A 21623-nucleotide genomic window follows, 5' to 3' on the forward strand; every position below is an offset into this window, starting at 1 on the left:
AGCTGCCTGCTGCAGACCCTCGGCCGCTCGCCGACCGTCGCCGACATCGCCGCCCACCTCAAGCTGACCGAGGAAGAGGTCCTGGAGGGCCTGGAGGGCGCCCGCGCCTACAACGCCGTGTCGCTGTCCACCCCGACCGGCGACGGCGACCGGGCCACCGAACTGGGCGACATGCTCGGCGGCGAGGACGGCGAGTTCGAGCTGGCCGAGCTGCGCGTCGCGCTGGGCCCGGCGCTCGCCACCCTCGACGAGCGCGAGCAGAAGATCCTCACGCTGCGCTTCTACGGCAACCTGACCCAGTCGCAGATCGCCGAGCAGATCGGCGTCTCGCAGATGCACGTGTCCCGGCTGCTGGCCCGGGCGCTGACGAAGCTGCGCGGGCAGCTCGACGGAACGTACTAGGGGGTGGAGACGATGGCCGGGTCGGCGGGCCCGGCCATCGTCGCGTCCACAGGCCCGGCCGGGCGGTTCGCCGGCCGGGCCTTTCCGCGCGCTCAGCACAGCACCAGCAGGTCCATCGGGTCGACCACCGGCGCGTCCGGCGTCCGCGCCGCCGCCGCGCGCATCCGCCGCACCGGCGCGCCGCGGCACAGCGTCCGTGCCCGCCCCGAGGTCGAGCACCGGGCCGACGGTGGCGGTGGGCAGGTGTCGCGCCACCGCCGCCCGTCGACTCAGGGGGTCGTCGCGCGCCGGTCAGCCGCGCGGGTCGCGCCACATCGGATGGAACGCCGACCCGTCGGGCAGTCGGAACGGCTCGGCGGCCCGGTAGCCGTGCCGGGCGTACAGGTCGCGGCTGCGCTCGCTGCTGGCCTCCAGGTACCCGGGCACCCCTTCGGCGTCGAGCACGGCATGGTGGTGCCGCAGCAGCGCGCTGCCCAGCCCCCGCCCCTGCAGCCGCGCCTCCACCGCCAGGAACGCCAGGTGATGGTGGTCGGCGTGCGGGTGGTTCGCCTCGAACAGCTCGTCGAGGTGCTGGAACCGGGGCGTCCACTCGCCGCAGGCGGCGGCCAGCCGGGCGTCGTAGTCGACGGGTGGCGGGGCCGGCTCGCCGGCCTGCGGGAACCAGACCGCCACCGCCGACCGGTCCGCGGTGCCGTGCACGATGCCGTGCCGCATCGCGTGGTCGACCAGGATCTCGAAGTTGTCGGCGAGCACCGCCTCCCGCTTCGCCTCGTCCGGCACCAGCCAGCGGGTGACGTCCAGGTGCCGGAACGCCTCGGCGATCCGCTCCGCGACCCCGCGGGTCTCCGCCGGCCCCAACCGCTCGATGGGCGCCTCGGTCACCGGGCCGCCTCCACACCGGCCTGCGCCGGCTCGGGGGTGACCAGCGGCGCCTCGGCGACCGCGCTCTCCGCGCCCAGCCCGATCCGGGCGTACACGTCCGGCCGGCTGCCGCGCAGCACCAGTCCCCAGAGCAGCCCGAGCAGCGCCGCGACCGGGTAGACCGCCGGGATCGCCCAGCGCAGCGGCGAGTCCGGGGCGACGCCGAGCAGGATCGCGAAGTTGTCCACCGCGACCACGATGACGGCGGTGAGGGCGATCGCGGCGAGGCCGGGGGCGATCGCCCGCCGCCACAGGGTCTCCCCCGTCCGCGTCCGGGCGAAGAAGGCGATCACCGCGACCGAGGTGGTGGCGATCAGCAGCAGCACCCCGAACCCGCCGCCGGTGCCGCCCCAGAAGAACAACTGCACCAGCGGGTCCCAGCCGGCGACCGCGTAGAGCACGATCACGACCAGCCCCAGCAGGCTCTGCGCCAGCGAGGCGACCCGCGGCGCGCCGGTGCGCGGCGAGGTCTGCCCGAACAGCGCCGGCAGCACCCGCTCCCGGCCGAGCGCGAAGGCGTACCGGGCGGTGGTGTTGTGGAACGAGATCATCGCCGCGAGCAGCGAGGTGAGGAAGAGCGCCTGGCCGATCGTCACCGCGGTGTCGCCGAGGTGCGCCCCGGCGAGGTTGAAGATGAGCGCCGTGCTCTGCTCGCGGGACGCGTCGACGATCCGGGCCGGCCCGGTCGCGACGGTCATCGTCCAGGCCGAGAAGGCGTACAGCGCGGCGATGATGCCCACCGAGAGATAGGTGGCCATCGGCACGGTCCGCTTCGGGTCCTTGCTCTCCTCGCTGAACACCACCGCGGACTCGAAGCCGGTGAAGCCGGTGGTGGCCAGCACCAGGATCGCGCCCACGCCGGGCACCAGCAGGTTGTCCGGCGACAGGGTGGCGAAGCTGACCGAACCGCCCGCCGGGTGGCTGACCTGTGCGACGTCGAAGACGAGGATGACCAGGATCTCGGCGACCAGCAACACGGCCAGCACCATGCCGTTCACGTCCACCCGCAGCAGGCCGAGGATCGCGACCAGCGCCCAGGCGACCAGCGCCACCACCCACCAGGCGGGCGAGCCGCCGAAGAGCTGCTGGAGCACCGGTTCGGCCGCGGCGCCGATCGCGCCGTAGAGCCCCACCTGCAGCGCGTTGTACGCGATCAGCGCGACCCAGGCCGCGCCCACCCCGGCCGGCCGGCCGAGCCCACGGGCGACGTACGCGTAAAAGGCGCCGGCGTTGGTCAGCCGGCGGGCCATCGCCACGTAGCCGACCGAGAAGAGCGCGAGCACCGCCGCCACCACCAGGAACGCCAGCGGGATGCCGGTGACGCCGGTGACCGCGTACCCGGTGGTGACCACCCCGGCCACCACGGTCAGCGGGGCGGCGGCGGAGAGGACGAAGAAGATGACCGACGGTACGCCGAGCCGGCCACGGGCCAGGGAATCGGAGACGTTGCTGGGACGGTCGACGGTGGCTGCAGGGGGCATGGGGCCACTCCGGTTCGAGGGGAGGGATGAGGGGTTGGTGGGTCAGGGGAAGCCGCGCAGCACCGCGGCCCCGACGGCGGCCTCGGTGTGCCCGACCAGTTCCTTCAGCGGCGCCGGCAGCGCCGGGACGACGACGCCCAGCCGGTGGTGGGCCAGCGGCCCGGCGCTCCAGAGCACCTCGCGGGTCAGTCCGGTGGCGGCGACCAGACCGAGCAGCAGGGCGTCCGGCACGGAGGGGGGCTCCGGGCGCTCCAGCAGGGTCCGCAGCCGGGTCGCCGGCCAGGCCGCCGCGTTGAGGTCGACCGGGACGTAGCTCAGGCTGGTCCGCAGCAGCCGGCGGCTCTCCTGCCGGCGCAGCACGCCGGCGCGGGCCAGCCGCTCGCCGACCGAGCTCACGCCCGTCTGGGCCAGGAAGCTGAGCCAGGTGCGGACCGCCTGGTGCTGGGGTTCCCCGATCAACTGGTCGAGCACGGTGTGCGCGAGCGCGTCGGCCGGCGGCCGGCGGTCCAGCACCGTGACCAATCCAGCAGAGACGGTGATCCGTCCGAAAAGGACCAGCTCACCGAGCAGGCCGGCGGCGAGCCCCAGCCCGGTCGCCGCCGGATGCAGCTTGGCCTTGCCCCGGCTGTCGTTGTGGGCGACCAGGAAGAACTCATCAGCGATGAGCAAACGAGCCTCCGGCCTGTCCACATGCGATCAACACCGGACAGAGGATGCACCTTGCACTATCGCAATGCAACTCCCGAATTCGACGGTTGCACTCCGTGCGGACGCGACCTGCGGATCTTGGCGTGACAGACTCGGAGGGTGACCGCCAGCCCCACCGTTCGCCGCCGCCGGATCGCTCGGGAACTTCGCCAACTGCGCGAGCACGCGGGGATGACCCTCGATGTCGCGGCCCGCCAGCTCGACATGTCCAAGAGCAACCTCTCCCGGATCGAGAACGCGCAGATCGGCATCAAGCCCCGGGACGTCCGCGCCGCGCTCGCCCTCTACCAGGTGACCGGCTCCGACGCCGAGGCACTGATCGAAATCGCCCGGGGGGCGCAGCAGCGCGGCTGGTGGCAGAACTACAGCGACGTGCTGCCGGAGTGGTTCGAGTTCTACGTCGGACTGGAGGCCGAGGCGGCCACCCTGCGGACGTACGAGGCCGAGTCGGTGCCGGGGCTGCTGCAGACCGAGGCGTACGCCCGGGAGATCTACCGGATCACCGCGGGCGAGGACGGCATCGAACGCAAGGTCGCCGCCCGCCTGCACCGGCAGGACGTGCTGCACCGCGGGTCGCCGGTCCGGCTCTCCGTGGTGCTCAACGAGGCGGTGCTGCTGCGCGCCGTCGGCGGCCCGGCCGTGATGGCCGCTCAGCTCAGCCACATGGCGAAACTCGCTCAGTTACCCAACGTAACCATTCACGTACTTCCATTCAGTGCCGGCGGGCATCCGGCGATGAGCACCCCGTACGTCATCCTCGGCTTCGCCGACGCCGCCGACGCCTCCGTGGTCTACCTGGACAATCTCACCATGGGGCTCGCTCTGGAGGATGCCGCGCAGGTGCACGGGTATAGCCTGCTGCATGAGGAGCTGTGCCGGATGGCACTGGATCCGGCGGCGTCGCTGATCCGCCTGGAGGAGGCTTCTCGTAACTTTGCGTGACGCTAAGCGGCACGCCGACGGAAGACGAGAGGTACGGGAATGACCGCGCTCGACCTGTCCCGGGCGGACTGGCGCACCAGCACGCGCAGCAGTGGCAACGGCAACTGCGTGGAGGTCGCCGCGGTGGGCGGTCGGATCGCCGTGCGGGACAGCAAGGACCGCGGCGGGCCGGCACTGGTCTTCCCGCCGACGGCCTGGGCGGCCTTCGTCACCGGCGTGGACGGGGTGCGCCGGGACTGAGCACCGGGTGCGAGAGTGGGACTGTGCTCTCCGACGTACCCCTCGACCTGCCGGTCCGGCCGGTGCTCCCGGCGCTGCTCAGGGCGCTGCGGGCGGCCGGCGACGCGGTGCTGGTGGCGCCGCCCGGCACCGGCAAGACGACGCTGGCCCCGCTCGCGGTGGCCGACGAGGTCGCCGGCCGGGTACTGATCGCGCAGCCCCGCCGGGTCGCCGCCCGGGCCGCCGCCCGCCGGATGGCCGGCCTGCTCGGCGAGCCGGTGGGCGAGCGGATCGGGTACGCGGTCCGGGGCGAGCGCCGGGTCGGACGGGCCACCCGGGTCGAGGTGGTCACCACCGGCCTGCTGCTCCGCCGCCTGCACCGCGACCCGGAGCTGCCCGGGGTCGGGGCGGTGCTGCTCGACGAGTGTCACGAGCGGCAACTCGACGCCGACCTGGCGCTGGCCTTCGCGGTGGAGGCCCGTGGCACGCTCCGCCCCGACCTGTGGCTGCTGGCGATGTCGGCCACGCCGCAGGCCGACCGGTTCGCCGCGCTGCTCGGCGCCGCCGGCCGACCCGCGCCGGTCGTCCGGGCGGAGGCCGCGCTGCACCCGGTCAGCCGGGTCTGGGCGCCGCCGCCCCGGCCGGTGGCCGCGCCGGGCGCGGGCCGGGTCGACCCGGCGCTGCTCGACCACGTGGCGGCCACCGTGCGGCGGGCGCTGCGCGAGCGGGACGGCGACGTCCTGGTGTTCCTGGCCGGCGCCGGTGAGATCGCCGCGGTCGCCGGCCGGCTGGCCGACCTGCGGGACCGGATCGCCCTGCTGCCGCTGCACGGCCGGCTGCCCGGGGCGGCGCAGGACGCGGCGCTGCAGCCGACGGACCGGCGCCGGGTGGTGCTGGCCACCGCGGTGGCGGAGAGCAGCCTGACCGTGCCCGGGGTCCGGGTGGTGGTGGACGCCGGGCTGAGCCGGGTGGCCCGCACCGACCTGGCCCGCGGGCTGGGTGCGCTGGTGACCGTCCCGGTGTCCCGGGCGGCGGCCACCCAGCGGGCCGGCCGGGCCGGCCGGGAGGCCCCCGGCGCGGTCTACCGGTGCTGGTCGGAGGCGACGCACGCCCGGCTGGCCGCGCAGCCGGAACCGGAGATCGCCACCGCCGACCTGACCGGCTTCGCGCTGGAGCTGGCGGCCTGGGGCGACCCCGACGGCGCCGGGCTGGCCCTGCCCGATCCCCCGCCACCGGCCGCGATGGTGGTCGCCCGGGAAACGCTCACCGCCCTCGGTGCGGTCGACGCGGACGGCCGGATCACCACCCGGGGCCGGACCATCGCGTCGGTCGGGGCGCATCCCCGGCTGGCCCGGGCGCTGCTCGACGGGGCCGACCGGGTGGGCCCGGACCGTGCGGCCGAGGTGGTCGCGCTGCTGGCCGAGGAGACTGTCGCGGGGCCCGGCGACGACCTGACCGCCGCCTGGCGCCGGCTGCGCACGAACGCCGACCCGGCCGCCACCGCCCGCTGGCGCACCGAGGTACGCCGGCTGCGCGGCGCCCTGCCCGCCGGGCGGCCCGGCGAGACGGGCGGCCCGCGGCCCACCGGACGGGACGCCCGGGAGAGCGGCGCTCGGGGCCGGCATACGCCGGGCGGCAGCTCGTTCGGCGTCGCGGAGCGGGCAGGTGACGTGCCGGGCGGCCGCCTCCCCGACGACCTGGCTGCCGGGCTGGTGGTGGGCCTGGCGTACCCGGAGCGGCTGGCCCGGGCGCGGCGGGCCGGGGGCTCGGCGTACCTGATGGCGGGCGGCACCGCGGCGGAGCTGGCGGCGGGGTCGGGCCTGGCCGGGTCGGCGTGGCTGGCCGTGGCCGTCGCCGACCGCTCCCCCGGCGCGCCGTCGGCCCGGGTGCGACTCGCCGCGCCGGTGGACGAGGCGACCGCGCGGGAGGCGGGCGGCCCGCTGCTGCGCACCGAGCGCGAGGTGGGCTGGTCCGGCGGGGACGTGGTGGCGCGGGAGGTGGTCCGGCTGGGCGCGGTCGTGCTGGTCGACCGGCCGTTGACCGCGCCGGGGCCGGAGCTGGTCGCCGCGGCGGTGCTGACCGGCCTGCGCCAGGGCGGGCTGGGGCTGCTGACCTGGACCCCGGCGGCGACCGCGCTGCGCGCGCGGCTGGCGTTCTGCCGGCAGGCCCTCGGCGACGACTGGCCGGACGTGAGCGACGCCGCGTTGCTGGCCGACGCCCCGCGCTGGCTCGGTCCGGAGCTGGCCCGGGCCCGCCGTCGGGCCGACCTCGCCCGGATCGACGTCGCGTCGGCGCTACGCCGGCTGCTGGACTGGCGGCAGGCCGCCCGGCTCGACGAGCTGGCCCCAGAGCGGCTGGCTGTGCCGAGCGGCTCCCGGGTCCGGGTGGACTACGCCGACCCGGCCGCGCCGGTGCTCGCGGTGAAACTCCAGGAGACCTTCGGCTGGCGGGAGGCGCCCCGGCTCGCCGACGGCCGGGTGCCGGTGCTGCTGCACCTGCTCTCCCCCGCCGGCCGGCCGGTCGCGGTCACCGCCGACCTGCCGTCCTTCTGGCGGTCCGGCTACCCCCAGGTCCGGGCGGAGCTGCGGGGGCGCTACCCGCGGCACCCGTGGCCGGAGGATCCGACCACCGCCGAGCCCACCCGGCGCGCCGCGCCCCGGCGACGCTGAGGCACTACTCGTCGACGATGTCGGCGATGACCACGGTGACGTTGTCCGGGCCGCCGGCCCGCAGGGCCAGGTCGATCAGCTGGCGGGCGCACGCCTCCCGGTCGGGCTGGCCGGCCAGCACCTCGGCGAGGGTGTCCGGGCGGACCACGTTGGAGAGGCCGTCGCTGCACAGCAGCCAGCGGTCGCCGGCCCACGGCACCATCGTCGCGTACGTCGGGGAGACCTCGTCGCCCTGCAGGGCCTGGGTGACCACCGCCCGGCGCGGGTGGCTGCTGGCCTGCTCGGCGGTGATCACACCCTGGTCGACGAGCATCTGCACGAAGGTGTCGTCGCGGGTGACCTGCTTGAGCACCCCTTCGCGGAACAGGTAGGCCCGGGAGTCGCCGACGTGGGCCAGGGCCAGGCAGCTCCCGGTCCGGGCGAAGAGCAGGGCGGTCAGTGTGGTGCCCATGCCCTGGCGTTCCGGATCCTCCGCCACCGCCTGACGGATCCGCGCCGTAGCCAGCTCGAGCCCGCTCTGCAGGGCGGCGACCAGCGCGTCCTCGGGGGTCTCCACATCCAGCGGCCCGACGGCGTCGATCGCGATCCGGCTGGCCAGGTCACCGGCCGCCATGCCTCCCATGCCGTCGGCGACGGCGACGAGCCAGCTGCCGGCGTGGAGCGCGTCCTGGTTCCCGCTGCGGATCAGCCCACGGTCGCTCGCCCCCACGGAACGAAGCTTCAGGGTCATGGGAGGCAGCCTGCCAGGCGAAGGGCTCAGTTGTCTCTAGGAGATCAGGACGAGGCTCGCGTGGCGCGGTGAATCTCACTGTCCGTCGCGCCGCGGACCCGCGTCAGATCATCGGGGTCGATCGATTGCCAGCGGCGAGACGCTGGCGGTCGATGAACCGTCATCGATCGCCCTCGGCCCCGACCGGGGCGCGCCGCGCGTAGGCCTTCTGGGGAGACGCTATGAAGCTGATGACGTAAACGATTCAGCGACGCGGCACCCGGAGCCAGCCCGGCCGCGGCCGGCCGTCGCCCTGATTCACCCACGACATCAGCTTCGTAGCGCACCAGCCACCATGTCGGTCCCGTTCGGCCGGCACGATCCAGCGGCGAGAACCCGCCGGCGGGAATGCACCCCGGCAGCGCGCTCAGCGCGTTCCGGCCGCCCGGCAGGCGTTCTTCGGCGGATCCCCGGGGCTTCCCGCCGCTCCTGGACTGGGCACCGCGGCCATCATGGCCATCGGCGCGGCCTTCCTGGGTGAGCCACTCAGCGTGACCAAGGTGATCGGGGCGGGTCTGGTGATCGCCGGGGTGGTCGTGCTCAACCTCGGCGGCGCCCACTGAGCCGGCCGTACCGAATCCCTGGACGGCGGACGTGCTGCGGCGCTGGCGGGAGGATCGCCTCGTCCGCCCGTCCGACGCCGACCCGCGCGCCCTCGCCCGGCTTGAGGCGCGGATGTGGGAGCTGCCGCCGGCGGGTTGAGTCCCGGCCGACGCTGACGGTCAGCCGGCGGGGCGACGCATGGCGACCCGGTCGGCCGGGTCCAGACCGATCGCGGCTTCGGCCGCCAGCAGCTCGGCCAGCCCCGGCGTGACCTGCGCCCCGGTCAACTCCCGGAATCCGCACCGGGCGTAGTACGGCCCGTTCCACGGCACGCTGCGGAACGTGGTCAGCGTCAACGCCGGCAGGCCTTGGCCGATAGCCCACCCGGCCACGTCGTCGAGCAGTCTCCGCCCGATTCCCCGCCGGGCGTACGTGGGATCGACGCTGAGCTGCTGGACGTGCGCGCAGCCGTCCACCAGGTCGAGCACGGCGAAGGCGAGCGGCCGGTCCTCGGCGTCCACCGCCACCCGGAGTCCCCCGGCCCGCTGGCAGGTGGCGAGCGCGTCCAGCGGCAGCGGCGGCATGTCGGCGACGTCGACCATGCCGATCTCCCGGAACGGCGCCCCGGAGGCCACCTCGATCCGCTGCACCTCGGTCAACTCGTCCGCCCGCGCGATCCTGATGCTCTCCACGTCGCCGAGCCAAGCAGAGCGACACCGTCCCGGCCAGCGTGTTTCCAGCCCGATCCCGTACCTCGGCCGCCAGGCCGCCACCGCGGCCGGCATGGCCTCCGTCCGCGTACCGCAGCCCGCGGGCGGCGGTGACCGGTCTGCTGTGACCGGCGTCGCGTCGCCGGGGGCAGCCGGTCCACCCGGCCCTGCCTAGGGTCGGTGGCATGGCCGTCGATGAGGACGCCGCAGCTCGACCGTCGTCTCCGAGCCGGCTCGCGGGGCGCCTGGCCGCGGCGATGTCGCCCATCCCACCGCCGGGGCCGCTGCGCACCCTCTCCCTGGCCACCCTCGCCAACACCGTCGGCTCGGGACTGTGGCTGGCCGGCGCGGCGCTCTACCTCACCCGTGACGTGGGGCTCTCCGCCGCCTCGGTCGGCGCCGGGCTCACCGTCGCCGGGCTGGTCGGGCTGACCGTCAGCATGCCGCTCGGCAGCCTCGCCGACCGGCGCGACCCGCGTACGCTCCGGGCGGTCCTGCAGCTCTGCCAGGCCGTCGTCGCCGCGGCGTACCTGCTGGTCGGCTCGTTCCCGGCGTTCCTGATCGTCGCGGTGCTCGAACTGCTGTCTGCCTCCGGCAATCTGGCGGTCCGCGCCGCCCTGGTCGCCGCCGTGGGTGGTCCTGACGGCCGGGTGCACGCCTTCGCCACGCTGCGGGCGGTGGCGAACCTGGGCATCGCGGTCGGGGCGGGCCTGGCCGGGTTCGCGCTGGCCGCCGACACGCACCTGGCGTACCAGGTGCTGGTGGCCGGCAACGCGACCACCTACCTGGTGTCCGCGGCGCTGCTGCTGCGACTGCCCGCCTACCCGCCGGCCCCGCGCCCCCGGACGGCCGTCGGCCGGCGGCGCGGCCGGGCGCTGCGCGACGGGCGGTTCCTCGCGGTGAGCGGGGCGTCGGCGGTGCTCGCGCTGCACCTGACGGTGCTGACCCTCGTCGTGCCGCTGTGGGCGGTGACCCGGGCCGGCGCGCCACCGCCCGTGGTGTCGGCGGTGCTGCTGACCAACACGGTGCTCACCGTGCTGCTGGCGGTGCGGCTGAGCCGCGGCGCAAACGGCATCGTCCCGGCGGCCCGGCAGCTGCGCCGGGCCGGCCTGGTGCTGGCCGCGGCGATGCTGCTGTACGCCGCCACCGCCGGCCTGCCCACCGCCCCGGCGGTCGCGCTCCTGCTGGTCGCCACCGTCGTCCACACGGTCGGCGACCTGTGGCACGGCACCGCCGGGGCCGGGCTGGCCTACGACCTGGCCCCGCCGGACGCCGTCGGCGCGTACCAGGGGGCGGACGGGCTGCTGGCCGGTTTGGCCCGGGCGGTCGGCCCGGCCCTGCTGACCCTGGTGGTCCTCGACGGCGGGGTGCCCGGCTGGCTGGCGGTCGGCGTGCTCTTCGCCGGCGTCGGCCTGGCCACCCCGGCGCTGGCCCGGTGGGCGCTCGCCACCCGCCCGGCACCCGAGGCGGAGGACCGGGCGCCGGCATCCTCCGGTCGTGCCGGCTGAGCGACCGGCCCGGCCGATCGCGCCGGCCGGTACCGGTCATCCGATGATCGACGGTCCGCGCCGGTGTAGCAGCATGGCGGGCATGACGGACCAGCAGACCATCACCATCCGACCCGGCGGACCCGACGACGCGGCCACCGTGCTGCGGCTGCTCGACCGCGCCACCGCCTGGCTGGTGGCGCGCGGCCGGACCGGCCAGTGGGGCACCGAGCCCGCGTCGGCCGACCCGCGCCGGATCGCCCAGGCCGACGCCTGGGCGGCGGGCGGTGGCCTGCACCTGGCGCTGCTCGGCGACACCCCGGTGGGCGCGCTGGTGGTGGGCGCGGCCACCGACTACGTTCCGCCAGCCACCGAGCCGGAGCTGTACGTGAACCTGCTGGTCACGGACCGGGCGCACGCCGGCCTGGGGGTCGGGGCGCGGCTGCTGGACCACGCCGCGGAGCTGGCCCGGGCGCGCGGGCTGGGGCTGCTGCGGGTGGACTGCTACGGCGGGGACGACCGGGCGCTGGTGCGCTTTTACGAGGGCTGCGGCTTCACCGCCACCGAGCCCTTCACGGTCGTGCGCCCGGGCCGGGAGCCCTGGCCCGGTCAGGTCCTCGCCCGCCGCCTCGACTGAGCGCTCACACCTCGGCGTCGACGGGCACGCCCGTCAGCCGATCTCCTCGTCGACGAAGCACCAGCGCCACGCCTCCCCCGGCTCGATCGAACGCATCACCGGGTGCCCGGTGGACTCGAAGTGCTTCGTCGCGTGCTGGAGCGGCGAGGAGTCGCAGCAGCCGACGTGCCCGCAGGTCAGGCAGCCCCGCAGGTGCACCCAGTCCGCGTTGCCGACGGTCACGCAGTCCGGGCACTCGCCGGTGGTCTTCGGTTCGGCCGCCCCTGGCTCGGCCAGATGCTGACAGCTCATCGGTCATCCTCCCGCTCGACTCGGCGGCTCACTCGTCGTTCTCCTGACGCAGCAACGATTCCTCCAGATCCAGGTCCCGGTAGGCGCGCACCAGCACCTCCTCGGGGATCTTCCCGGAGTCGCGGGCGGCCCGGAAGACCTCCCGCTCGGCGTCGATCATCTCCTGCCGCAGCCGACCGTACGCCTGGGACGGGGTTTCCCGCTCGGTGCCCCCCAGCCGTTCCCAGGCCAGGTTGGTGCGGCTCTGCACCAGCCCGCGCAGCCGCTCGACGACGGCGGGCGGCGCCCCGTCGGCCAGTTCGTCGAGGCGTTCCCGGGCGGCGCGGCTGGCCTGCTGTTGCACGGCGGCGGCGGAGAGCGCGTCCTGCACCGGGTCGTCCGCCGGGAGCTTCAACCGCCGGGCGACGGCCGGCAGGGTGGCGCCCTGGGCGACCAGGGTGACCACGATCACCGCGAACGCCAGCCAGATGAAGAGCTGCCGCGGGTACGGCCGCCCCTCGGCCAGGGTGATCGGCAGGGCGAGCGCCGCGGCGAGGGTGACCACGCCGCGCATCCCGGCCCAGCCGATGACGATCGGGACCTGCACCGGCGGCACCGGGTCCCGGCGCCGGACGCGGGGCATCAGCCGGGCCAGGTAGGTGGCCGGGAAGAGCCAGACGAACCGGGTCAGGAAGACGGCGAGCAGCACCGCCACGGTGATCCCGGCCAGGAAGCCGAAGGGCTCGTCGAGGTCCCGGACCACCTCCCGCAGTTGCAGGCCGACCAGGAGGAAGACCAGCCCTTCCAGCAGGAACCGGATCAGCCGCCAGAACGCGGCGACCTGGAGCCGGGAGGCGGCCGACATCAGCAGCGGCAGCTTGTGGCCGATGCCCAGCCCGGTCACCACCACGGCGACCACCCCGGAGGCGTGGATCTCCTCGGCGGCGAAGACGACCGCGAACGGCACGATCAGCGACAGCGCGTTGTCCAGCACCGCGTCGGTGGTCCGCTCGTGCAGGTAGCCGAAGACGACGACGCCGAGCAGTCCGATCAGGATGCCGCCGCCGGTGGCGACCAGCACCTCGCGGGCCACGTCACCGAAGCCCACCCCGCCGCCGGCCACGGTGGCCGAGACGATGGCGACCCGGAGCAGCACCAGCGCGGTGGCGTCGTTGACCAGGCTCTCCCCCTCCAGGATGGTGACGATCCGGCGGGGCAGTCCGACCTTCCGGGCCACCGCGGTGGCGGCCACCGCGTCGGGCGGCGCCACCACCGCGCCGAGGGCCAGGCAGATCGAGTACGGCAGGTCGGGCAGGAGCAGGTGCACGACGGTGCCGACGACGAAGGCGGTGAACAGCACCAGTCCCACCGCGAGCAGCAGGATCGGCCGCAGGTTGAGCTTGAACGCCGGCACCGACGTGTCCAGGGCCGCCACGTAGAGCAGCGGCGGCAGGATGCCGACCAGCACCAGCTCCGGGTCCAGCCGCACCTGCGGAAAGAACGGCAGGAAGGACAGCGCGAGGCCGAGCACGACCAGCAGGATCGGCGCGAGCAGGCCCAACCGGCGGGCCAGCGCCGCGCCGAAGGTGGCGATCGCGAGGAAGACCACGACCTCGAACAGAGCTTCCATGGGGTACGAGCCTAGGGGTCGCGGCGGGCCCGGGTGATCAGGCGGCCGTGCGGAGTTTCGGCAGCACCTCGGCGCCGAAGGCGTCGATGAACGCCCGCTGCTCCTGCCCGACGTGGTGCAGGGCGATCTGGTCGAAGCCGAGCGCCAGGTACTCCTCCAGCCAGCCGACGTGCCGGCCCAGGTCGGCGGAGACGTTGACGCTCGAGGTGACCTTCTCCAGCGGCACGTCCGCGGAGACGACGTCGAAGTGCTCGGCCAGCTCCAGGTCCCAGCAGACCGGCGGGGCGAAGACGTTGCTGCGCCACTGGTCGTACGCGACGGCCTCGGCCTCGGCCTGGTCGGGCGCCCAGCTCAGGTGCGCCTGGAGGTGCAGCGGCCCCCGGCCGCCGGCGTCCCGGTACGCGTCGATCATCCGGCGGAGGTGGTCGACGGGCGCGTTGACGGTGATCAGGCCGTCGGCCCACTCGGCGCACCAGCGCGCGGTGGCCACGCTGACCGCCGCGCCGATCAGCGCCGGAGGCTGGTCGGGGCGGGTCCACAGCTTCGCCCGGTCGACCCGGACCAGCCCGTCGTGGCTGACCTCCTCCCCCGCGAGGAGTGCCCGGATCACGTCGACGCACTCGCGCAGCCGCGCGGCGCGGACGTCCTTGCGCGGCCAGCCGTCCCCGGTGATGTGCTCGTTGCTCGCCTCGCCGGTGCCCAGCGCCGCCCAGAACCGGCCCGGGTACATCGCGCCGAGGGTGCCGATGGCCTGCGCGATGATCGCCGGGTGGTACCGCTGCCCGGGCGCGTTGACCACGCCGAAGGACAGGTTGGTGGCCTGGAGGGCGGCGCCCAGCCAGGACCAGGCGAAGCCGGAGTGCCCCTGCCGGGCGCTCCACGGCGAGAAGTGGTCCGAGGACATGGCGGCGTCGAAGCCGGCCCGCTCGGCGTGGACCACCGCCTCCAGCAGCCGGGCCGGGTGGATCTGCTCATGGGACGCGTGGAAGCCGAACACCGTCATGGGGCCATCTCCTACCCATGGCGGTGTGCGGTCAATCGCGGCTACTCGGCGTGCGCGCCGGCGCCCGCCGAGGCGGCGCCCTCCCCCACCCAGACGGTCTTGGTGTTGCAGAACTCCCGCATGCCCACGGCGGACAGTTCCCGGCCGTATCCGGAGTTCTTCACGCCGCCGAAGGGCAGCTCCGGGAAGGAGGTGGTCATGCCGTTGATGAAGACGTTGCCGGCGTCGAGGTCGGTGGCGAAGCGCTCCTGCTCGGCCGGGTCGGTGGTCCAGGCGTTGGAGCCGAGGCCGAACTTCGTGCCGTTGGCCACCTCGATGGCCTCTTCGTACGAGGAGACCCGGTAGAGGCCGGCGACCGGGCCGAAGACCTCCTCGGACCACATCCGCATCCGCGGGGTCAGGTCGGTGACCACGGTCGGCGGGTAGTACCAGCCGTCGCCGGCGGGCTGCTCGCCGCCACACAGGAGGGTGGCGCCGTTCTGGACCGCGTCCTGAACCTGGGCGTCCACCTCGTCCCGGCCGTGCGAGCTGGCGAGGGGACCGACGTCGGTGCCCCCGTCCATCGGGTCGCCGACCTTCAGCGCCGCCATGTTCGCGGCGAACTTCTCGGCGAAGGCGTCGAAGACGTCGGTGTGCACGATGAACCGCTTCGCGGCGATGCAGGACTGGCCGTTGTTCTGGCAGCGGGCGGTGGTGGCGACCTCGGCGGCCCGGTCCAGGTCGGCCGAGGGCATCACCACGAACGGGTCGCTGCCGCCGAGTTCCAGCACCGTCTTCTTCAGCTCCCGGCCGGCGATCTGGGCGATCGAGCGGCCGGCGCCCTCGCTGCCGGTGAGGGTGGCGGCGCGGACCCGGGGATCGCTGAGGATCCGGTCGACGGCGTCCGAGCCGACCAGCAGGGTGGTGAACGCGCCCTCTCCGAAGCCGGCCCGGCGGAAGACGTCCTCCAGGTAGAGGGCGGTCTGCGGCACGTTCGAGGCGTGCTTGAGCAGGCCGGTGTTGCCGGCCATCAGGGCCGGCGCGGCGAACCGGATCACCTGCCAGAGCGGGAAGTTCCACGGCATCACCGCGAGCACCGGGCCGAGCGGCTGGTAGCGGACGACGGCCCGCTTCGCCTGCACCGCGCCGGCGTCGGCCGGCTCGTCGGCGAGCATCCGTTCGGCATTCGCGGCGTAGAAGCGGCAGGCCGTGGCGCACTTGGTCACCTCGGCCTGCGCCGCCGCGTACGTCTTGCCCATCTCGGTGGTCATCAGCCGGGCGGTGTCGTCGCGCTCGGCGTCGAGCAGGTCCGCCGCCGCGTTCATCCACTGCGCCCGCTGAGCGACGGTGGTGCGGTGCAGGTCCCGGAAGGCGAGGTCGGCCCGCCCGATGGCCGCGTCGAGCTGCTCGGCCGACATCGGGTCGTACGTCTTGAGCACCTGTCCGGTGGCGGGGTTGGTGGTGGCGATGGGCATGTCGTACTCCTGTCACTCGAACAGTGAGTGCCGCGCGCCCGGCTCCTCGCGGTGGCGGGCCGCGCGTCGGCGCTGGATGACGATCAGGTCGACCGCGGCCACAACGGCGAGGACCGCGCAGACGACGCCCAGCCAGGCCACACCGGCCCAGAACGCCACCACCGCGAAGACGGTCATGGCCACCAGCCCGAAGCTGGCGAGCACGAGCCGCAGGTTCAGCGCGCTGTAGGCGGCGTTGACCCTGCGGCGGGGCTGCGATCGCGTCATTTCTCCGACCTACCCGGCCCCCGTGGCGGCTAACCTGCGGCCCGCGCCGGGCCGGCGACCACCCGCCCCAGGCGAGACGGGCGGCCCTGGTGATTGCCGGCCACGGGCCGGGGTATCCGGTGGATTCGACCCCCCGGTGGGTTGCGTTACACCGGTGCGCCGTGACCGGGCCGAACCGGACGACTCCGGGGAGGATGAGGGCGGCTCGACCCGCCGGTCCCTACCTGGTGCTGCCGAGGATCACCCGGGCCCTGCACTGGTGGCTGCACGGCCAGCCGGCACCCTGGCGCAGCGGTCGTTAGCACGCAGACTTTAACGACAGTTGTCAATGCCTGAAAGTTGACAGGAGTCGCTCCCCGTCGCGCGGCGCGCATAGGGTCACCGTGCCGTTGCTCTGTGCCGTCGGACGGGGGACGTGATGCCTCGACGCTGGGTCGCCGCCCTCGCCTGCCTGGCGGCGCTGGTGGCGATCGCCTGCGACGGGGCCGACGCCTCGCCGCGCCCGTCGGGCTCCGCGCGCCCCGGCGCGCCGGCGGTGATGTCCGCGCTCGGCGACTCGATCACCAGCGGCTTCGCCTCCTGCCTGGTGCTGGTCAGCTGCGAACGCAACTCCTGGTCCACTGGGGACGGCCTGCGGGTGGAGAGCCACTACCGGCGGCTGCGCGAGCGCAACCCCGCGCTGCGGGCGTACGACCGGGCGTCGCCCGGGGCCCGGGCCACGGCGTTGGCCGGGCAGGCCGGCGCGGCGGTCCGCGACCAGGCGGACTACGTCACGGTGCTGATCGGCGCCAACGACGCCTGCCACGGCGGCATCGACGCGATGACCCCGGTGGCCACCTTCCGCGACCAGCTCGACCGGGGGATGCGGGTGCTGCGCAACGGCCGGCCCAAGGCGCGGGTGCTGGTGGTCAGCATCCCCGACCTGTACCGGCTCTGGGAGGTGGGGCACACCGAGCCCCGGACGGTACGGGCCTGGGGGTACGGCATCTGCCCGGCGCTGCTGGCCGACCCGACCTCGATGGCGCCCGCCGCGGTGGCCCGGCGGACCCGGTTCCGGCAGCGGATCGACGACTACAACGCCCAGCTCCGCGCGGCCTGCCGGGCGTACGGGTCCCGCTGCCGGTGGGACGGCGGCGCGGCGCACCGGCTCCGCTTCGGCCTGGACCTGGTCAACAGCCTGGACTGGTTCCACCCGAACGCCTCCGGCCAGGACCGGCTCGCCGAGGTGAGCTGGCCGGCCGCCGGCTGGTCGGACTGATCGGCACCCCGCCGCACACCTCGGCCCGGTCCGGAGGAACGTGGGGCGGTGGCCGGGTCAGGGGCGGCGCTGCCGGGGCAGGCCGTCCGGGCCGTTGCGGTAGAGGGCGCGGGCCCGCTCGGCGAGATCCTTGGTGGCCGACGAGTTCGCCCAGGTGCCGAGGACGATCGCCGCGCCGGGAACCACCTTGGCGACGACCCGCTTCGCCGCCCGCATCCCGGCCATCTGGGCCAGCCGTACGCCGAGCTGGAGCATCACCCTGCCCAGCGGGCGTTCCCCGGCCATGCCGAAGAGGGCGCCGGCCCGTTCCCGCCCGGCGGCCACCCCGAGGGCGAGCCGGGCGCTCTCGGCGACCTTGTGCACCCGCTGCAGCACCAGCAGGTCGGTGGCCCGGTCGGGGTGCACCGGGTCGACGCCGTGCGCCGCCGCGACGTGCAGCACCAGCCGGGCCTGGGTCCAGGCCAGCACGCCCACGTCGACCACCGCGCCGGCCAGCCCGGCGGCCCCGGAGACCGCGCCGGAGAGCCGGGCGTGGTTGACGAACTTGCGGACCGCCTGGTCGGCGAGTTCGTCGCCGGAGACGTCGGGCCGCTCCGCGCGCTCCCGGGCGGCCCACTGCGCCGCCTCCGGCCCGAGTCGCCGGACGGCCTCCAGGGCCAGGTGCTCCGGGGCGTACTGCGGGTCGTCCCGCATCCGGTCCCAGAGCGTGGCCGGCGGGGTCTCGGGGGCGTCGGCCGGCGCGGTGGGGACGGTGGGCTCGCCGTCGACGGGTGCGGAGTCGGTCACCAGGGCTCCCGGGGGGTCGGTTCGCGGCGGTACGGGGTCAGCGTCGGCGGCCGGACAGCCGCGAGGCCAACTGCTTGAGCTTGCGCTGGTTCTCCGGCTTGGCCAACTCACGCCGTCCCCGCTGGACGAGCTGCTGGCCGCGCGGTGAACGCAGGAACATGCTGATCCGTTGCACCAGTGACATGTCGTCCTCCTGTCGGCGGTCTCCCGTCATGTGTACCCGGGTGCGGCAAACCCTGGTACCCGGAACCGCCGTCCGGCACGCGTCCACAGTGCGCCGCGGCACCCGCCCCGGTCAGCCGAGGATCGCGTCGACGACCCGCTCGGCCCGCCACTCGTGTTGGGCGTAGGCCCACGGGAAGGCGGACACCTGCACGGCCTGGGCGGCATCGGTGAGCGCCATGTCCTGCCAGCCGGGGATCTGCTCCAGCGCGGCGAGGAACTGCTTCGTGGCGTACTCCGGCTGCATCAGGTCCTCCACCGCCCCCCAGCCGCTGCTGGGGCGCTGCTGGAACAGCCCGACCGAGTCGTGGTCCCAGCCGATCGCCTGGTGCGGGTAGTTCTGCGACTCGGGCAGCACCGCGCTGGCGTAGTTGTAGAGGTTGCTCTCCTGCATCGCGGTGGCCACCGCGATGACCAGGCCGCGGCGGGGCACGCCCATGTCCCGGCCGGCGCGCACGATCGCCTTGGCGTTGTCCATCTGGTCCTCGTCGAGGCCGGCCACCGGGGCGATCCGCTTGGGCTTCGGCTTCGGCTTCGGCTTGGCCACTGGCTTCTTCGTCGCCGACGGGGAGACGTCCGGGTCGGCGGTCTGCGCGACCGGCGCCGGGGTCTGCCGGTCGCTGCCCCGGGACGCCGCGTCCGGGGTCGCCCGCTCGGCGACCTCCGCCGGCTGGGCGGGGGGCTTCGTGCCACCGACCGCGCCGGCGCCGACCTGGGTGACGCCGACGAGACCGAGGCAGCAGACCGCGCCGGTGGCCACCGCCAGCCGGGTCCGGCCTGGCCGGGGGGCGAGGGGGTTAGCGAACCCGCGGAGGCGGGTACGGAGGAAGCCGAGGCCGGGGAGCCGAGAAGTGGAGGGCTCGCAGGGGCTGGTTGACCGAACGGTGGAGGAGTTATCGTCCGAACGGTCAGCCGAACCGCCGAGGCCGTACTGGTCGTCGAGGGTGCCGTCGTCACGCATTCGACGAGGGTAGGCAGGTGGACCGCGGGTCACCCAGCGTCATCGAGTGGCCCTTGCCACAGTTGCGCCCTCCCGAACCGGACCGGCCGGGCCACCCTGGGCCCGGACGGGAGGATCCTCGCGGGCCGGTCAAACCTCCGCCGGGTCACGAGTCGCGCCGTCCAGGGGAGGTAGCACGCGCCCGGCGGGCGATAGGGCCATGAACGGCTAACTAGTCCTTTCGGCCGATCCACCATTCACCCGTACGGCGGCGGGCGGTGCAAGATCGGCGTATTCGCCCCGATTTGATCAATCGGTGCGCCGAATTGTGATCATCCAGTTGGCCGCCGAGCCGGGTCCCGCCGGAATGGATCAGGATTGCGGGTACGTTGCCCGAACCGGGTGCCGTGCGCGCACGGCCACCCGTACGCGCGTATCCAGGGAGGTCCCGACCGGTGCTCGACCCACACGAGCTCTACGAACTCACCGACGAGCTGCCCGAACTCGGTCAACCGGTGCTGATCCAGGCGCTCACCGGCTTCGTCGACGCCGGCAGCGCCACCCGGCTGGCCCGTGAGCAGCTGCTCACCTCCCTCCAGGCGCGGCCCATCGCCCGGTTCGACGTCGACCAGCTCTTCGACTACCGCTCCCGCCGCCCGGTGATGACCTTCGTCGAGGACCGCTGGGCCGACTACGAGGCCCCGGCTCTGGAGCTGCACCTGCTCCACGACGACGACGAGACGCCCTTCCTGCTGCTCACCGGCCCCGAGCCGGACCTCCAGTGGGAGCGCTTCGTGGCCGCGGTCGCCGGGCTCTCCGCCCGGCTGGACGTCCGGCTCACCGTCGGGCTCAACTCCATCCCGATGGCGGTGCCGCACACCCGTCCCACCGGGGTCACCGCGCATGCCACCCGCCGGGAGCTGATCGCCGGCTACGAACCGTGGCTGCAACGGGTGCAGGTGCCGGGCAGCGTCGGCCACCTGCTGGAGTACCGCCTCGGCGAGCAGGGCCGCGACGCGCTCGGCTTCGCCGCGCACGTGCCGCACTACGTCGCCCAGACCGAGTACCCGGCCGCCGCCGAGGCGCTGCTCGCCTCGGTGTCCCGCAGCACCGGCCTGCTGCTGCCCCGGGACGGGCTGCGCGCGGCCGCCGAGGTGGTCCGGGTGGAGATCGACCGCCAGGTCGCCCAGACCGAGGAGGCGGCCACCCTGGTCCAGGCCCTGGAGGAGCAGTACGACGCGTTCGCCCGGGGCCGCGGCGAGAAGAACCTGCTGGCCGCCGAGACCGGCCCGCTGCCCACCGCCGACGAGCTCGGCGCCGAGCTGGAACGCTTCCTGGCCGAGCAGACCCGCCCGAACGACACCCCGGGCACCTGACCCCTGGGTGTCGTTCCGGCGGGACCCGCCCACGGCTCGGCACGACACCCCGGGGAGGTGACCCGGCGGGTCGGCCGGCGATACGGCAGGCTGGAGGCATGCGCCTGGCGACCTGGAACGTCAACTCGGTGAAGGCCCGCCTGCCCCGGCTGCTCGACTGGCTGGCCACCACGAAGCCCGACGTCGTCTGCCTGCAGGAGACCAAGTGCCCCGACGGGGCGTTCCCGGTCGCCGAGGTGGGCGAGCTGGGCTACGAGGCGGCCAGCCACAGCGACGGCCGATGGAACGGGGTGGCCATCCTCTCCCGGGTCGGGCTGGCCGACGTGGCCGTCGGGTTCCCCGGCGAACCCGGCTTCCCCGAGCCCGAGGCCCGGGCCATCTCGGCGACCTGCGACGGGCTGCGGGTCTGGTCGGTGTACGTGCCGAACGGCCGCACCCCCGAGGACCCGCACTACGCGTACAAGCTGGCCTGGTTCGCCGCGCTGCGTGACGCGCTCGAACCGGAGCTGACCACCGGGCTGCCCCTCGCGGTCTGCGGCGACTTCAACGTGGCGCCGACCGACGCCGACGTCTGGGACCCGGCGCTCTTCGTCGCCTCCACCCACGTCACCCCGGCCGAGCGGGCGGCTCTGGCCGCGCTGCGCGACCTCGGGCTCACCGACGTGGTGCCCACCCCGATGAAGGGCCCGCACCCCTTCACCTACTGGGACTACCGGGCCGGGATGTTCCACCAGAACAAGGGCATGCGGATCGACCTGGTGTACGCCTCCGCGCCGTTCGCCCGGGCGGTCCGCTCCGCGTACGTGGACCGGGAGGCGCGCAAGGGCAAGGGCCCGTCCGACCACGCCCCGATCGTGGTCGACGCCGACCTGGTGCCGGCCGTCGAGGCGTTCTGATCCGCCCGACGACGTCGCCGCCCGGATCGACAG

The 21623-nt window shown here is 74.7% G+C and carries 22 protein-coding genes; 9 read left to right on the plus strand and 13 right to left on the minus strand.

What is annotated here, in order from left to right:
* The coding region (locus tag ACFOYX_RS11960) for a sigma-70 family RNA polymerase sigma factor (RefSeq protein ID WP_377533988.1) at positions 1–402 on the plus strand (402 nt) is incomplete at its 5' end.
* Between the two features lie 291 nt (positions 403–693).
* Here ACFOYX_RS11960 and ACFOYX_RS11965 read toward each other — a convergent pair.
* The 3 genes from ACFOYX_RS11965 to ACFOYX_RS11975 are packed head-to-tail and all read right to left on the minus strand — an operon-like array spanning position 694 to position 3473.
* Positions 694–1284, minus strand: a complete 591-nt coding sequence (locus tag ACFOYX_RS11965; protein WP_109805865.1) for an N-acetyltransferase — start codon at positions 1282–1284, stop codon at positions 694–696.
* The gene (locus ACFOYX_RS11970; protein WP_322442907.1) at positions 1281–2804 is read right to left on the minus strand and encodes an APC family permease; all 1524 of its coding nucleotides are present in this window, start codon (positions 2802–2804) and stop codon (positions 1281–1283) included. The genes ACFOYX_RS11965 and ACFOYX_RS11970 overlap by 4 nt, the downstream gene beginning before the upstream one ends.
* Positions 2805–2846: 42 nt before the next feature.
* On the minus strand, positions 2847–3473 hold the full coding sequence (locus ACFOYX_RS11975; RefSeq protein ID WP_109805863.1) for a GPP34 family phosphoprotein: 627 nt from the start codon (positions 3471–3473) through the stop codon (positions 2847–2849).
* A 138-nt stretch (positions 3474–3611) separates the two neighbouring features.
* Between ACFOYX_RS11975 and ACFOYX_RS11980 the strand changes: the two genes are divergently transcribed.
* From ACFOYX_RS11980 to ACFOYX_RS11990, 3 genes are read left to right on the plus strand one after another with little or no spacing between them, the layout of a single operon-like run.
* The gene (locus ACFOYX_RS11980) at positions 3612–4454 is read left to right on the plus strand and encodes a helix-turn-helix transcriptional regulator (protein ID WP_322442908.1); all 843 of its coding nucleotides are present in this window, start codon (positions 3612–3614) and stop codon (positions 4452–4454) included.
* A 39-nt stretch (positions 4455–4493) separates the two neighbouring features.
* Positions 4494–4694: a DUF397 domain-containing protein gene (locus ACFOYX_RS11985; protein ID WP_109805861.1), complete on the plus strand. Its 201-nt coding sequence runs from the start codon at positions 4494–4496 to the stop codon at positions 4692–4694.
* A 23-nt stretch (positions 4695–4717) separates the two neighbouring features.
* Positions 4718–7342, plus strand: a complete 2625-nt coding sequence (locus ACFOYX_RS11990) for an ATP-dependent helicase C-terminal domain-containing protein (RefSeq protein ID WP_322442909.1) — start codon at positions 4718–4720, stop codon at positions 7340–7342.
* Positions 7343–7346: 4 nt separating this feature from the next.
* On the opposite strand, the gene ACFOYX_RS11995 is transcribed toward ACFOYX_RS11990, so the two are convergent.
* Together ACFOYX_RS11995 and ACFOYX_RS12000 are read right to left on the minus strand one after the other, a co-directional pair.
* Positions 7347–8072 (minus strand): PP2C family serine/threonine-protein phosphatase, encoded by a 726-nt coding sequence (locus ACFOYX_RS11995; protein WP_238453245.1) that lies wholly within the window; start codon positions 8070–8072, stop codon positions 7347–7349.
* Positions 8073–8833: 761 nt separating this feature from the next.
* Positions 8834–9346 (minus strand): GNAT family N-acetyltransferase, encoded by a 513-nt coding sequence (locus ACFOYX_RS12000; protein WP_322442910.1) that lies wholly within the window; start codon positions 9344–9346, stop codon positions 8834–8836.
* Positions 9347–9549: 203 nt separating this feature from the next.
* Between ACFOYX_RS12000 and ACFOYX_RS12005 the strand changes: the two genes are divergently transcribed.
* Positions 9550–10872 (plus strand): MFS transporter, encoded by a 1323-nt coding sequence (locus tag ACFOYX_RS12005; protein WP_377533989.1) that lies wholly within the window; start codon positions 9550–9552, stop codon positions 10870–10872.
* An 82-nt stretch (positions 10873–10954) separates the two neighbouring features.
* Positions 10955–11488, plus strand: a complete 534-nt coding sequence (locus tag ACFOYX_RS12010) for a GNAT family N-acetyltransferase (protein WP_109800278.1) — start codon at positions 10955–10957, stop codon at positions 11486–11488.
* Between the two features lie 33 nt (positions 11489–11521).
* Here ACFOYX_RS12010 and ACFOYX_RS12015 read toward each other — a convergent pair whose 3' ends face one another.
* Genes ACFOYX_RS12015 through ACFOYX_RS12035 form a run of 5 tightly spaced genes read right to left on the minus strand, consistent with a single transcriptional unit; the run spans position 11522 to position 16112 of the window.
* Entirely contained in the window at positions 11522–11779 is a 258-nt protein-coding gene (locus ACFOYX_RS12015) for a UBP-type zinc finger domain-containing protein (protein ID WP_322442911.1), read from the minus strand.
* A gap of 28 nt (positions 11780–11807) precedes the next feature.
* Positions 11808–13388, minus strand: a complete 1581-nt coding sequence (locus tag ACFOYX_RS12020; protein WP_322442912.1) for a Na+/H+ antiporter — start codon at positions 13386–13388, stop codon at positions 11808–11810.
* 37 nt (positions 13389–13425) lie between these two features.
* A complete protein-coding gene (locus ACFOYX_RS12025) occupies positions 13426–14391 on the minus strand; it encodes a TIGR03885 family FMN-dependent LLM class oxidoreductase (protein WP_322442913.1) in 966 nt (321 codons plus the stop codon).
* A 41-nt stretch (positions 14392–14432) separates the two neighbouring features.
* Positions 14433–15845 carry an NADP-dependent succinic semialdehyde dehydrogenase gene (locus tag ACFOYX_RS12030; RefSeq protein ID WP_322442914.1) on the minus strand — a complete coding sequence of 471 codons (1413 nt, stop codon included), beginning with the start codon at positions 15843–15845 and terminating at the stop codon, positions 14433–14435.
* 12 nt (positions 15846–15857) lie between these two features.
* Positions 15858–16112 (minus strand): DUF6343 family protein, encoded by a 255-nt coding sequence (locus tag ACFOYX_RS12035; protein ID WP_109800269.1) that lies wholly within the window; start codon positions 16110–16112, stop codon positions 15858–15860.
* A 418-nt stretch (positions 16113–16530) separates the two neighbouring features.
* Here ACFOYX_RS12035 and ACFOYX_RS12040 point away from each other — a divergent pair, with 418 nt between their 5' ends.
* Positions 16531–17370: a GDSL-type esterase/lipase family protein gene (locus ACFOYX_RS12040; RefSeq protein ID WP_322442915.1), complete on the plus strand. Its 840-nt coding sequence runs from the start codon at positions 16531–16533 to the stop codon at positions 17368–17370.
* Between the two features lie 57 nt (positions 17371–17427).
* Here the strand turns inward: ACFOYX_RS12040 and ACFOYX_RS12045 are convergent, their stop codons facing one another.
* The 3 genes from ACFOYX_RS12045 to ACFOYX_RS12055 form a co-directional block, all read right to left on the minus strand.
* Positions 17428–18156, minus strand: coding sequence for an EcsC family protein (locus tag ACFOYX_RS12045; RefSeq protein WP_322442916.1), 729 nt, complete (start codon positions 18154–18156; stop codon positions 17428–17430).
* A 37-nt stretch (positions 18157–18193) separates the two neighbouring features.
* Positions 18194–18340 carry a hypothetical protein gene (locus ACFOYX_RS12050; RefSeq protein WP_322442917.1) on the minus strand — a complete coding sequence of 49 codons (147 nt, stop codon included), beginning with the start codon at positions 18338–18340 and terminating at the stop codon, positions 18194–18196.
* A 111-nt stretch (positions 18341–18451) separates the two neighbouring features.
* Complete coding sequence (locus ACFOYX_RS12055) at positions 18452–19339, minus strand: peptidase M23 (protein WP_322442918.1); 888 nt, start codon at positions 19337–19339, stop codon at positions 18452–18454.
* A 434-nt stretch (positions 19340–19773) separates the two neighbouring features.
* On the opposite strand from ACFOYX_RS12055, the gene ACFOYX_RS12060 reads away from it, so the two are divergent.
* Both ACFOYX_RS12060 and ACFOYX_RS12065 read left to right on the plus strand, forming a co-directional pair.
* Positions 19774–20694: a proteasome assembly chaperone family protein gene (locus tag ACFOYX_RS12060; protein ID WP_109806065.1), complete on the plus strand. Its 921-nt coding sequence runs from the start codon at positions 19774–19776 to the stop codon at positions 20692–20694.
* Between the two features lie 98 nt (positions 20695–20792).
* Positions 20793–21590 carry an exodeoxyribonuclease III gene (locus ACFOYX_RS12065; protein WP_109806064.1) on the plus strand — a complete coding sequence of 266 codons (798 nt, stop codon included), beginning with the start codon at positions 20793–20795 and terminating at the stop codon, positions 21588–21590.
* The last annotated feature ends 33 nt before the right edge of the window (positions 21591–21623 follow it).

The sequence above is a fragment of the Micromonospora sp. GCM10011541 genome (assembly GCF_042650725.1).
In the GTDB taxonomy this organism is placed as follows: domain Bacteria; phylum Actinomycetota; class Actinomycetes; order Mycobacteriales; family Micromonosporaceae; genus Micromonospora; species Micromonospora sicca.